General features: G+C 42.8%; 8 protein-coding genes and 1 pseudogene. All 9 read left to right on the top strand.

The features are described 5' to 3' along the window. Positions 1–26: 26 nt before the first annotated feature. The gene (locus BU200_RS03765; RefSeq protein ID WP_075098893.1) at positions 27–2,381 is read left to right on the top strand and encodes a G5 domain-containing protein; all 2,355 of its coding nucleotides are present in this window, start codon (positions 27–29) and stop codon (positions 2,379–2,381) included. A gap of 191 nt (positions 2,382–2,572) precedes the next feature. Beyond that, positions 2,573–4,855 (top strand): Ig-like domain-containing protein, encoded by a 2,283-nt coding sequence (locus BU200_RS10620; protein WP_083609352.1) that lies wholly within the window; start codon positions 2,573–2,575, stop codon positions 4,853–4,855. 143 nt (positions 4,856–4,998) lie between these two features. Beyond that, the gene (locus BU200_RS10615; protein ID WP_083609351.1) at positions 4,999–8,904 is read left to right on the top strand and encodes a Cna B-type domain-containing protein; all 3,906 of its coding nucleotides are present in this window, start codon (positions 4,999–5,001) and stop codon (positions 8,902–8,904) included. Positions 8,905–9,371: 467 nt separating this feature from the next. Beyond that, positions 9,372–10,418: a phenylalanine--tRNA ligase subunit alpha gene (pheS, locus tag BU200_RS03740; RefSeq protein WP_075098892.1), complete on the top strand. Its 1,047-nt coding sequence runs from the start codon at positions 9,372–9,374 to the stop codon at positions 10,416–10,418. Between the two features lie 9 nt (positions 10,419–10,427). Next, a complete protein-coding gene (locus BU200_RS03735; protein ID WP_075098891.1) occupies positions 10,428–10,946 on the top strand; it encodes a GNAT family N-acetyltransferase in 519 nt (172 codons plus the stop codon). A gap of 9 nt (positions 10,947–10,955) precedes the next feature. Continuing rightward, positions 10,956–13,358: a phenylalanine--tRNA ligase subunit beta gene (gene pheT / locus BU200_RS03730; RefSeq protein WP_075098890.1), complete on the top strand. Its 2,403-nt coding sequence runs from the start codon at positions 10,956–10,958 to the stop codon at positions 13,356–13,358. 4 nt (positions 13,359–13,362) lie between these two features. Further along, entirely contained in the window at positions 13,363–13,632 is a 270-nt protein-coding gene (locus tag BU200_RS03725) for a DUF2087 domain-containing protein (RefSeq protein WP_075098923.1), read from the top strand. Beyond that, positions 13,625–14,065: a cytidine deaminase family protein gene (locus BU200_RS03720; protein WP_075098889.1), complete on the top strand. Its 441-nt coding sequence runs from the start codon at positions 13,625–13,627 to the stop codon at positions 14,063–14,065. Before BU200_RS03725 ends, BU200_RS03720 begins: the two co-directional genes overlap by 8 nt. A 164-nt stretch (positions 14,066–14,229) precedes the next feature. Next, positions 14,230–14,378: pseudogene (locus BU200_RS11225) on the top strand (IS5/IS1182 family transposase); the annotation flags it as partial.

Genomic DNA, 14,378 nt, shown 5'->3' with positions numbered 1-14,378 from the left:
CACAGTTATTAGATAAGGAGACGATTGTGAAAAAAACTTCGTTTGATTGGAATAAAGTTAAAAAGTATGCGATTCGCAAATTTTCTGTTGGAGTAGCTTCTGTCACGATTGGTGCTATACTCATTCCAAATGCGGCAGCTATTTCATATGTGTATGCAGAAACACAGCAGGTAACAGCTCGGGATATTTTTGACCTTGAGGGACGAGTAAAGTCAAACCTGAATTTCTTTACAACTCCAACTCCAAGTTATGAGAGTATTGAGGCAACGATTGCGACGATTCGCGATAAGGCAGCGAGTACGAATATTAATCCTAATGATTATACGAGTGAGAGTTATAATGCTTATGTAGCTGCTTTAGCCCAGGCAACGACCTTGGCTGATTCTCTTGAACTTGCAGTATCAAAGGGACGTGCGATTCAGGAGCTAGCCCCAGGTTATTTCTCTGAAATATCTGGTTTGATTGATGCGAAGCGTGCAGATATGGCATATAATACGGTTACCCAAGAGGAGAAAGTTGCGATTTATAACCGTTTGCAGGAAATGTTTGCCGTGGTCAATTACCAGACCGAGTTTGGAAATATTGCCAACACTCCTGTGATTGATACAGCTGTAAATGCCTTGAATAGAGCGGTGAAAAGCTTATCCCCGACGATTGCAAAAGAATTAGAGCCAGAATTCCAAAATCCTGTTTCAGAGAATTTAAAGATATCAGTTGTTAACTTTGATAGTTTGACGGACAGTGAGCTAGCGAAAATTAATCAGCTTTTGGATGAGACATATTATATTGGTGAGTATGCCCATACCCTAACGTATGAGGGACGGAATCTCATCATTACCTATACAGATGATGGTTCACGTACAATTTTACCTATTGAAGCTGTTGCAATTGCACGTACTGTAACTCCACAGCCATCACAGCCTGTTGTTGAGACGCGAGAAGAAAGCCATACCGTCCCAGTTTCCTATAAGACAGTCCGCCGTCCTAATGCCGATATGCTAGAGGGAGAGGAAAGAGTTGTTCAACAGGGTCACAACGGTGAACGTACCATAGTAGAGACGGTAACCTTGACAGATGGTCAAGAAACCAGCCGTGTAGAGAAATCAAATACTATCACCACCGAGGCGGTAGACGAGATTATCGAGTATGGCACTAAGCAAGCACCAGTCGTTGAGACGCGAGAAGAAAGTCATACCGTCCCAGTTTCCTATAAGACAGTCCGCCGTCCTAATGCCGATATGCTAGAGGGAGAGGAAAGAGTTGTTCAACAGGGTCACAACGGTGAACGTACCATAGTAGAGACGGTAACCTTGACAGATGGTCAAGAAACCAGCCGTGTAGAGAAATCAAATACTATCACCATCGAGGCAGTAGACGAGATTATCGAGTACGGCACCAAGCAAGCACCAGTCGTTGAGACGCGAGAAGAAAGTCGCACGGAACCTGTGGCATACAAGACAGTCCGCCGTCCCAATGATACCCTAGCTGTGGGCTTTGAGCAAGTGATTCAACAAGGTCAAAATGGTGTCCGTACCATAGTAGAGACGGTAACCTTGACAGACGGTCGTGAGACCAGTCGTGTGGAGAAATCAAACACTATCACCACCGAGGCGGTAGATGAGATTATCGAGTACGGCACCAAGCAAGCTCCAGTCGTTGAGACGCGAGAAGAAAGTCGCACGGAACCTGTGGCATACAAGACAGTCCGCCGTCCTAATGATACCCTAGCTGTGGGCTTCGAGCAAGTTGTTCAACAAGGTCACAATGGTGTTCGTACCATAGTAGAGACGGTAACCCTGACAGACGGTCGTGAAACCAGCCGTGTAGAGAAATCAAATACTATCACCACCGAGGCGGTAGACGAGATTATCGAGTACGGCACCAAGCAAGCTCCAGTCGTTGAGACGCGAGAAGAAAGTCATACCGTCCCAGTTTCCTATAAGACAGTCCGCCGTTCTAATGCCGATATGCTAGAGGGAGAGGAAAGAGTTGTTCAACAAGGTCACAATGGTGTTCGTACCATAGTAGAGACGGTAACCTTGACAGACGGTCGTGAGACCAGTCGTGTGGAGAAATCAAACACTATCACCACCGAGGCGGTAGACGAGATTATCGAGTACGGCACGAAGAAAGCACCTGTTGGCGGGTCAAAAGATGGGACAAGTTATGACTCGAATAAGAAAAATCATTTTTTATCAATTGATGATAAAGTGGAAGAAGAACCTCAACTCATTCAAAAAGATCAACATCATCAAAAAATTCTCCCTCAAACAGGAGAGATCTCTCAACTATTTCTTCCGCTGACGACTTTTATGATTGTGACTGCTTCTGCTGTCATTGATTTAAAGCTTAGAACTAGAAAAAATAATCGAGATGTTTAAAAGCAATCTGAAGATTAAAACCACACTTTGTCAAGAGAATTTAGGGAACTTGAACTCAAGTTATAAGTCTTTAACAAAAAGATAATTACTTAGAAATGTAAGAATTCTTTGGTCTAGGAATTGTTTAACGCTCTCGTTTCTTAATATGTTTTAATTTTCTTTGACTATCAATTTAATTATGGAGGAAATTTATGTATCCAAAACGAAAACAAATATTTTCAATACGGAAGTTCTCGGTAGGTGTCTGTTCAGTTCTTCTTGCTAGTGCTCTTGTGAGCCCGATGTCTCCGCTTGGACAGGCTGTATTTGGGAAAATAGTCGTCTATGCTGCGGAAGAACAAGTTACTACTCAAGTGACGGGTAAAGTTAAGATATGGGATAATGCAGATGCACGTCAATTTAATACAGGATTATTGACAGGTTCACAAGGTTCTACGCCTAATGGACAAACAGAGCTTAGAGGCTATACAAGTGTTCCAGTGAAACTACTGGATGCGTCAGGAAATGTAATTCAAGAGATCAATTCAGGAGTCGGTGGTACCATGGGGGATTTTGCTTTTGATGAAGTCGGAGATGGTACCTACTATATCGAAATAGGAACGACAAATATTGTCGGTATTCCACATGAGGTCTTGGATTTACCGGCCTTGCAGGAATTTGGAGTACCTTTCCAAAATGCCAATCGCTCAAAACCTATCATTGTTGAAAATGGTCAAGTAAGGGTGCAGGGTCAAGTGAAAATTGATAAATATGGAAATCCAGCGATAGATGATGCAGGAAATACAACACCAGTTAGCACAGTGTTATTTGCAGTTGTTCGTCAGCCATACGCTTTGAGACTACATACAGATGCAGGTACCTATGTATTAAATGGTGCAGATGGGAATCCAATAGATTTTGGTCAAAATCTAACCCTATTTGAAGGTGGTCTGCATTACTTTGAACAAGAAGGAAATAAATTTGCAACCTTACATGGTGTGCTGTTCAATGACAAACTAAATAATTTGATCAATATCCTAATAGAACCTGCATTGAGTGATGCCGAAAAAGCTTATGGTTATCAATTTGTTGGTTGGCGTATTGATGATTCCATGAAAGAAAAATATCCTGAGTTGGCTAATCAATTGTTTACGGCAGAAGAAGCATTGAATATCAGCGCAAAAGGTGATATTGATTTGCGAGCAACATTTGCTGTACCAGAGCATACAGTGACATTCGCGACAGATATAGAAAAAGGCTTGATTCGTGATGGAGCGGCGGTATCCGTTAAGGTAGAAGGTAATACGAGAAAAATTGCTACTATTGCAAATAATACTTTGCCAGAGCCTGTCGCAAAAGAAGGGTATGAGTTTGTTGGTTGGTATGTTGACCCGACAACGAATGTAGTGGATAAGGATACCATTTTGAATACCGTAGTGAATAGAAATCTTGTGTACTATGCAAAATACCGCCCAGTTGCACAAGAAGTGACATCAGCACCAATCATCAATCCAGTTGTAGAAGGTAGCGAAACAGTAACTGGTGTAGGTGTTGCTGGTGCAACGGTAACACTAACCTTCCCAGATGGTAGTACAGTAGATGTCGTAGTGGGTGACGATAATACTTGGTCTGCTACTGGACCAATCCCATTGACAGTTGGTCAAGTCGTTTCTGCCAAACAGCTAGCCCAAGGAAAATCTCCAAGTAACTCAATAGAGGTAACGGTTGTTCCTAAGACAGTGGAAGTATCAGCGAATCCAATTATCCACGCGATGTCTGTAGAAGATGTAGCAGTTACGGGTAAGGGGATTCCAAGTGCGACGATTATTGTAACATTCAAAGATCAAAGTCAAGTAACAACAACTGTTGGAGCTGATGGAACCTGGGCTGTACAAGTACCAGATACGGCAACACTTGAAAAAGGTGACAATGTGTCTGTAACACAGACTGAACTTGGTAAAGAAGTTAGCGCAGCAGTTGATGGAACAGTTCTTGCTCCAAGTGAAAAAGGTGACAAAGGCGATCCAGGCGACAAAGGTGACAAGGGCGACAAGGGTGACAAAGGCGATCCAGGCGACAAAGGTGACAAGGGCGACAAGGGTGACAAAGGCGATCCAGGCGACAAAGGCGATCCAGGTGACAAGGGCGACAAAGGCGATCCAGGCGACAAAGGCGATAAAGGCGACCCCGGCGACAAGGGTGACCCCGGTGACAAGGGCGACAAAGGCGATCCAGGTGACAAGGGCGATAAATGTGACCAATGTGAAAAGCAAGATAAATGTGATAAGTGTGATAATGCTAGCACAGATAGCGGAGGTAGAAAAGGAGCCAATGATTCTGGTGGAAACTCTGAATCAACTACTATCAAACCTAGAACCACTCTTCCTAAGACCGGTGTAGCAACTTCAAATCTTGCACTTGCAGGGCTTGTAACCTTTGGTACTTTACTTGGATATGGATTCTTTAACAAGAAAAAATCAAAAGATGAAGATTAAATAATTCATTGATATTATTCTTAATCATAGTCATTTAGTTTATTTCATTACTTCGTTAACTTGTCTTAGAATGAAGTAAAAGGGATTAGAAGAGGGGAGAAATATTGAGGATAGTAAAGTTTGTTACATGTATATTTTACGCGTTGTTTATTGCAGTTGCTACCTTTCAAACAGTAAGTGCAACAGATGTAACGAATAGCATTGTCGTTTCTAATTTGAAATACTCTGGTCTACCAAATAATCAAACAGGTAGTTTAGAAACAATGTTAGTAGATTTTAATTTTGAAGGTGAATGGGATGCTTCTAGTTTAGGAGCCAGCATTCAGCCTGGGGATTTTTTTACAGTTCCTTTCAATTCAAAGGATAGTAAGATTGTCCTAAACAATGGCAGTTATGCATTGCTAAATATTGATGGAACGCAATTGGGAACCTTATCGACGAGTAGAAATACTGGTTTGCTCACCTTTACATTTTCTAATGATATTGCAGGGTTAGAGAATGTGAGAGGGACATTTAAGGTAAAAGCTTCTGCGCGTGTAAGTCGTGGAGAAAACCACTTCACTTTCCCTGATGGTAGCCAACATACTGTGAATTATACAGAAGGGAGTTCATGGTCTAGAGAACCCGTTATCAATGGTGAAAATATATATAAAAGTGTGGAGAAGTATATTCAGGCAAGCGGAGCTCCGCCAGAATTGATTCAAAAATTACTAGCAGGGGAAATATCAATAGGGGAATATAAGGCGGCGTTAGCACAGTATTCAACTACTTCAATGCTTTGGAAGGTACGTATTAATCGTTCTGGTGGTGATTACGGTACAAGTAATGTGACAATTAGAGATAGCTTGAACTTGACTAATGGAGTTGTTCTTCCATACAAAGAGGATAGCTTTGAACTCAATGAGGTGATTTATAGTGGAACGACACCTACAGTTGTAAAAAGAATAAAGATTACAACAGATGAGGCTGAGTTTATCTCTTCTGCTGAAGATACTGCTTTGTTGATTTTAAAGGACGGAAAAACAGCATTTGAATTAAATCTGGGAAATAATGTTGGTACAAAGAGTTATGAGTTGACTTATAAGACAGATGTTCCAGAGGGAGGCTATTCGATTTCTAATGGTATCACCTTGTATAAAAATCAAAGAGCAATGCTTACTCATCGCTCTATTACAACAGGTGATCAAACAACAGAGAATACCAGTACGACTACAAATGCAAGTCATTCAGAACAAGCAGTTGGTGGCACCATTACGGGTGATTTAAGAGCCCGTATTCGCATTACAAAATACGATGCTGAAGATGCAGCTGTATTATTGGCTGGAGCAAGTTTTAAAATTGCCAAAACAAGTGATCCTTCGGCAGTCATTCAGACACTGACAACCAACAAAAAAGGAGTTGCCCTATCTAATAAATTGGAACCAGGGGAGTATTTCGTCACAGAGACAACTTCTCCGATGGGCTATCGCATAGATAGTATTTCTAAAAAAGTAATCGTTTCAGAGACGGGCTTAACCTATCTGTCTGTTGCGAATACAAAAGGAGAAACTGATACTCCTCCAGCGACCACCGAAGTTTCAGGTACCAAGACCTGGGTTGATAATGAGAATCAAGATGGCAAACGTCCAGAGAAACTGGTTGTCAAACTCTTCAAAACTGTTGGAGGACAGACCACAGAGGTGGAGACCAAAGAGATTACCTCGCAAAATGATTGGAAGTACAGCTTTACCAATCTTCCACAATTTGAAAATGGACAAGCCATTAACTATACGATTGATGAAGACGTTCCAGATGGCTATACCAAGACAGTGGAAGGTTATCATTTGACCAATACTTATGAAGTTGAAAAAACATCCATTGCCGTGAATAAGGTATGGGAAGATACCAACAATCAAGATGGCAAACGTCCAGAACAGGTATCTGTTCAGCTTTACGCTGACGGTCAGGCTGTTGAGGGCAAGCTATTGATGCTTAACGAGGTCAATAATTGGAGAGGAAGTTTTGACGGTCTGAATAAGTATAAGGCTGGTAAAGTGATTGCTTATACTCTTCAGGAGGTTGCAGTTCCAGCAGGTTACCAATCCAGAACGACAGGTGATATGGTAAACGGATTTACCATCACCAATAGCTATTCCCCAGCGACCACCGAAGTTTCAGGTACCAAGACCTGGGTTGATAATGAGGATCAAGATGGCAAGCGTCCAGAGAAACTGGTTGTCAAACTCTTCAAAACTGTTGGAGGACAGACCACAGAGGTGGAGACCAAAGAGATCACCTCGCAAAATGATTGGAAGTACAGCTTTACCAATCTTCCGCAATTTGAAAATGGACAAGTCATTAACTATACGATTGATGAAGACGTTCCAGATGGCTATACCAAGACGGTGGAAGGTTATCATTTGACCAATACTTATAGCCCAGAGGTGACAGAAGTATCAGGGACTAAGAATTGGGATGATGCCAATAATCAGGATGGTAAGCGTCCAGATTCGATTACAGTTCATCTTCTTGCTAATGGTCAAAAGGTAGCGAGTAAGACAGTGACAGCGGCAGATAATTGGAGCTATCACTTTGGCAATCTTGCGAAATACACGGCTGGACAATTGGTCACTTATGCAATTGTCGAGGAAGCAGTTTCAAGCTATCAAGCCAGAGTGGATGGCTATGATTTGACCAACAGTTATTCACCAGAAATGATTGATATTACTGTTCATAAGAATTGGGAAGATGGAGATAACCAAGACGGTAAGCGTCCAAGCTCCATTACTGTTCACCTGCTTGCCAATGGGGAACGTGTTGATAGCCAAATGCTTCAGCCAGATGCAATTGGCAACTGGAGTATACGTTTTACCAACAAGCCAAAATATGCCAATGGACAAGCCATTCGCTATACTGTTGAAGAAGTAGCAGTAGAGGAGTATAGCACGAAGATTGAGGATTTCACTATCACAAATAGTTATACACCAAAAGAAATCAGCTACCAAGTGACTAAAAAGTGGGCAGATAAGGGGAACCAAGACGGTAAGCGTCCAAACTCTATCACGGTTCAGCTTTATAAGTCTGTGGCAGGCGGTGAGCCAGTCGCAGTGATCGGTAAGACCCTGACGCTGACAGCCGCAGACCAGACGAATGCAGATAAATGGATCGGAAGTTTCACAAAACTGCCACAGTTTGAAAAAGGTCAGGAAATTACCTACTCTGTTCGTGAAGATGAAGCGACTTTGGCTATATTAGCAGAAATTGGCTATCTAGCTAAAGTAGAGGGACAAGAGATTGTCAATTCTCGTAGTCCTGAGATGATTCGCCTGAGTGGAAGCAAGGTTTGGGACGATGCCAACGATCAGGATGGTAAACGTCCAGCCAGTATTGTCCTAGTCGTGAAAGATGGTCAGGGAACTGAGGTGGAGCGTATCACGGTCACACCAGATGAAACAGGTCGTTGGTCCTTTGAATCAAAAGACCTTCCAAAGTATGCTGCTGGGAAAGAAGTTTCTTATAGTGTGGAAGAACTTGTAACGGCAGAGTATACTGCTAGCATTACAGCGACAGACAACAAGTATACGATTACAAATAGCTATACACCGAAGAAAATTAGTATCAAGGGTTCCAAGATCTGGAATGATGCCAATAATAAGGACGGTATTCGCCCAAGTAGTATTACGGTACATCTTTTTGCGAATGGTGTTGATACAGGAAAAACTGCAACTGTCTCTGAAGCAACTGGCTGGAATTATAGCTTTGAGGAGTTAGATCAGTATCAGAATGGTCAATCCATTCAGTATACAGTTCAGGAAGATGAAGTATCAGGTTATACCACCCAGATTGAAGGGACATTGATTATCAACAGCCATGTTCCGAAAGAACTCACTCCTGTTCCTAAGGAGCAATTAACAGATTCTAAGAATCCTCCAATAGAGGATAAGAGTGGTAAATCAAAGCCTAAGAAGAGCTTACCAGCTACCAACAGCAACATGAGTCTAGGACTGATTGCTCTCGGATTGATGCTATTAGTTGAATTGGGGATCTATGTGATGAAGAGACAGAAGTAGATTCACGCCAAATGTATGAAGAAAATATAGCTTTCAGAAATCAGACTTTCAACATGTAAACTCATTTTTAGCTCTAAATTTATGTTATAATCCTAACAGGGCTAAAGAAATGATGACGAAAAATGTAAAATAGCTGAAAGCGTATTGAAAAAATGCATGTAACTAGAAAATGGTTACATGCATTTTCTTCATGCGTACGGCGTGGTGATAGATGATTGAAGTATTGCTAAATCCTGCTGTTTTTGCTAGAATAGAAGTAATTGAATAGAAGTCTGCGAGACTAGTACATCTAGGGAAACTGTTCAGGGAGATGAGCCGTGACTGAAAGCTCATTCGGTGAAAATAGGTCGAATTCACTCGCATAAGGGCTTAGAAATAAAGATTTGCAGCATGCAAATGAAAACGGATGGTACCGCGTGACAACGCTCCGGTTGGGTGTGGTCATGCGTTTTTATTTTGGAGGAACTATGTCAACAATTGAACAACAATTAGCTGAATTAAAACAATCAACGCTTGATGAGTTGCAAAAGATTCGTCATGAAAATGCGAAAGATTTGCAGGACTTACGGGTTGCTGTACTTGGAAAAAAAGGTTCTTTGACCGATTTATTGAAAGGCTTAAAAGACCTGTCGAACGAGATGAAGCCGATTATCGGAAAGCAGGTCAATGAAGTCCGTGATGTCTTGACCAAGGCATTTGAAGAAAGAGTTGCGCTGGTAGAAGCCGAAAAAATTCGGGCGCAACTCGCTCAAGAATCGATTGACGTGACCTTACCAGGACGCCCTGTTCGCCAAGGCTACCGCCATGTCTTGACCCAGACTAGCGAGGAAATTGAAGATATTTTCCTAGGTATGGGCTTCCAGATTGTCGATGGTTTTGAAGTGGAAAAAGACTATTACAATTTTGAGCGGATGAACCTCCCCAAAGATCATCCAGCTCGCGATATGCAAGATACTTTCTATATTACTGAAGAAATCTTGATGCGGACTCACACCAGTCCCGTCCAAGCGCGGACCATGGATCAGCATGACTTTTCAAAGGGTGCGCTCAAGATGATTTCACCGGGGCGTGTATTCCGTCGCGATACTGATGATGCTACCCACAGCCACCAATTCCATCAGATTGAGGGCTTGGTGGTTGGAAAAAATGTTTCCATGAGCGACTTAAAAGGTACGCTGGAGATGATTATCAAGAAAATGTTTGGAGCAGATCGTCAGATTCGTCTACGTCCTTCTTATTTCCCATTTACAGAGCCCTCTGTTGAGGTTGATGTATCCTGCTTCAAGTGTGGGGGTGAGGGTTGCAATGTCTGTAAGAAGACAGGTTGGATTGAAATTTTGGGGGCTGGAATGGTACATCCCCATGTTCTTGAAATGAGCGGTATTGATCCAACTGAATACTCTGGTTTTGCCTTTGGGCTTGGTCAGGAGCGGATTGCCATGCTCCGTTATGGTATCAATGACATTCGTGGTTTCTATCAAGGTGACATGCGCTTTTCCGAGCAATTCAAATAAGGTGTTCAGATGATTGTTGAAATTGAGAAAAAAGATCTTCCCTTGCTTAGGGAAATAGCGATACAGACTTTTGGAGAAACCTTTGGCGAATTTATCAAGGAGGCAGATTTGGAGTATTTTTATACTCATGATTTAGCTCTTGAGACATTGGAAAAAGAATGGCATCATCAAGAGTCTGCCCACTATTTTGCTCTCCATGAGGGAAAGCCGGTTGGCTTTCTAAAGGTTAACTGGGGTCAAGCCCAGACCGAACATGAGTTAGAAGATGCCTTTGAAATTCAACGGATTTATGTCTTAAAATCCCACCAAGGCTACGGTCTTGGTAAGGCCTTGTTTGAATTTGCCCTAGATCAAGCGAGAGAAGCTGGTTTTACTTGGGCTTGGCTAGGAGTTTGGGAGAAGAATGTGAAAGCGCAACAGTTTTATTTCAAGTATGGATTTGAACGCTTTAGTCAGCACGAGTACGTGACAGGAGAAACAGTGGATATTGACTGGCTCCTTAAAAAGCGGATAACGGAAGAAAAATGAGGAAGTAAGATGTTAGTAAGTTATAAATGGTTAAAAGAATTAGTGGACATTGAGGTGCCGAGCAAGGATCTGGCTGAAAAAATGTCTACGACAGGGATTGAGGTAGAAGGTGTGGCCTCTCCTGCAGCAGGTCTATCAAAAATCGTAGTGGGAGAAGTCCTTTCTTGTGAAGATGTACCAGAGACGCACCTCCATGTCTGCCAAGTGGATGTGGGCGAAGAAGCTCCACGCCAAATCGTCTGCGGGGCACCAAATGTCCGAGCAGGTATCAAGGTCATGGTGGCGCTTCCCGGCGCACGCATTGCAGATAATTATAAGATTAAAAAAGGAAAAATCCGTGGCTTGGAATCGCTCGGCATGATCTGTTCCCTCGGTGAGCTTGGTATTTCAGATTCGGTTGTTCCAAAAGAGTTTGCAGACGGGATCCAGATCTTACCAGCAGATGCGGTTAATGGTGAGGAAGTATTCTCCTATCTTGATTTGGATGACGAAGTGATCGAACTATCGATTACCCCAAACCGTGCGGATGCTCTTTCCATGCGTGGGGTGGCTCATGAAGTCGCAGCGATTTATGACAAGGCGGTTCGCTTTACAGAGTTCCCACTGGTTGAAACAGAGAAAAAAGCCAGTGATGTGATCGAGGTTGCGATTGAGTCCCGGAAAGTGAGAACCTATCGTGCACGTGTGATTGAAAATGTCACTATCGCCCCAAGTCCCCAGTGGTTGCAAAACCTGTTGATGAATGCAGGGATCCGTCCGATTAACAATGTCGTTGATGTGACCAACTATATTCTGCTTTATTTTGGGCAACCAATGCATGCTTTTGACTTGGATAAATTTGAAGGAAGAGCGATTGTGGCGCGTGATGCGCGAGACGGAGAAGGCTTGGTGACCTTGGACGAGGTAGAGCGCGAATTGGTGGCAGACGACATTGTGATTGCCGTTGCAGATAAGCCTGTTGCTCTCGGTGGTGTCATGGGGGGCGCAGCGACAGAGATTGATAACCAGTCTAAAAATATCGTTTTAGAAGCTGCCCTTTTTGATGGAAAATCAATCCGGAAAACATCCGGTCGTTTGAATCTCCGTTCCGAATCGTCTTCTCGTTTTGAAAAAGGGATTAACGTGGCAGATATTGCCGCAGCAATGGATGCCGCTGCGAGCATGATTGCAGAGTTAGCAGGTGGTCAAGTCCTAGCAGGTGTCGTTTCAGCAGGAGAAGTAGAGACTAGCCCGATCCCTGTTTCTACCAGTCTTGACTATGTCAACCGCTCACTAGGAACCAAGCTCGTATACAGCGATATTACAGATATTTTCCACCGCTTGGGCATGGAAATTGCGGGTGATGAGGGAAGTTTCACCGTTCAGGTTCCCCGTCGCCGTTGGGATATTCGGATTCCAGCAGACTTAGTAGAAGAAATTGCGCGGATCTATGGCTACGACAAGCTCCCGACAACCCTGCCAAAAGAAGACGGGACGGCAGGCGAATTGACGACCAGCCAGAAGCTCCGCCGTCAAATTCGGACGGTTGCTGAGGGGGCAGGTTTGAGTGAGATCATTACCTACGCTTTGACAACTCCTGAAAAGGCTGTTGCATTTAACCTAACTCCAACCACTGTGACAGAATTGATGTGGCCGATGACGGTGGATCGTTCTGCCCTTCGTCAAAACATGATTTCAGGCATGCTGGAAACTGTTGCCTATAATGTAGCCCGTAAAAATAAGGATCTGGCCTTGTATGAAATCGGAAAAGTTTTTGAACAGTCAGGGGATCCAAGTCAAGATTTACCACAAGAAATAACGAAATTTGCTCTTGCTTTGACAGGTTTAGTGGTAGAAAAAGATTTCCAAACAAGAGCAGTTCCTGTTGATTTTTTCCATGCAAAAGGGATTTTAGAAGCCCTATTTGCTAAGTATTCCCTGCAAGTAGATTATGTGGCGACTGGTCACCTTGCAGCCCTTCATCCAGGACGGACTGCCCAGATTGAACTCGCTGGTCAGGTGATTGGTTTTGTGGGACAGGTGCATCCACAACTGGCTAAAGACTACGGTATTCCAGAAACCTATGTGGCAGAGGTGAATATGGATGCGATTGAGGCAGCCCTTCAGCCTGCTGAGACCTTTGTTGAGATTTCAAAATTCCCAGCCGTTAGCCGTGATATTGCTTTCTTGGTAGATGATGAGATCCAGCACCAAGCAATTCTTGATGCGATTGCCTCTGCCAATGTCAAACGCCTCACGAAAGTTAGCCTCTTTGATATTTACACCGGTAGCAATATAGAAGCAGGTAAAAAATCAATGGCCTACAATTTGACCTTCCAAAATCCTCAAGATAGCCTGACAGATGAGGAAGTAGCTAAGTATATGGAAAAAATATCAGTGGCTCTTGGTCAATTAGGCGCAGAAATTCGATAGTATGATGAAGCAAACAGAAATATACCAAAAATATTTTAAGGAAGGTCGATTGGTGACCATTCCTAAAAAAGAAAAAGCAAAGTTGCAGTTATTTGCCTATTTTCAGGAAGCCTTAGCTGAACAAGGTCAGACATTTACTGAAAAAGAAATCAATGACTTTTTTCATCGCTACTATGATGATACCGCTATTTTACGGCGCTACTTGGTTGATTATGGCTTTTTGAAACGTGATTCTTATGGACGAACTTATACAATAGGAGAGAGAAATGGATAGTTGGGCTAAACTATATGAAGTTGCTAAGCAAGAGTATGCCCCACAGGAAGTGACACCTTTTGTCTACGCCCGTCATGTAGTGGCTGCCTGTGAGGCAGAAGATGGTCAGATTTTTAGTGGATTTTGTATGGAGGCGACAGCAGGTGTTTTTCATTTGTGTGCAGAACGTGCTGCTGCCTTTAATATGTATCAAACATCTGGTCAAACCAGCATCAAGCGGATGATAGCCTTTCGTGATCAACCTCCTTATGGAGGAGGTTCAGGTATGCCATGTGGTGCCTGTCGGGAATTTTTACTGCAATTGTCACTTAAAAATCAAGATATGGAAATCATGCTAGACTATGCTCGAGGTGAGGTGGTTACTCTAAAAGAACTCATGCCCTACTGGTGGGGGACAGAACGCTATCAGAATGAAACTGATGAAGTGGAATAGCCCTTTCAAGTGTAAGGGATGAGCCACAAAGTGTATCCGAGGGTAACACTTGTGTGACGACTTCCTATATCTATCATTTTTAGTAAAACAAGAAAAAACTTGGGGAAACCTAAGTTTTTTCTATATTAGACTTGTTCGGTAACCAAATGTGATATACTATTTGTATGGAAACCATGTATGAAAAAGCTCAAAAACTCAGTTCAGAGAACTTCAAACTTCTCATAGGTGTTCAAAAAGAGACCTTTCAAGAAATGCTTACCTGTCTCAATGTAGCTTACCAACGTCAACATCGTCAAGGAGGTCGTCCACGCAA

It is taken from the genome of Streptococcus acidominimus (assembly GCF_001921825.1).
Taxonomy (GTDB): domain Bacteria; phylum Bacillota; class Bacilli; order Lactobacillales; family Streptococcaceae; genus Streptococcus; species Streptococcus acidominimus.
The sequence above is the reverse complement of the archived record's forward strand: the minus strand, read 5'-3'. Positions and strand labels throughout refer to the sequence as shown.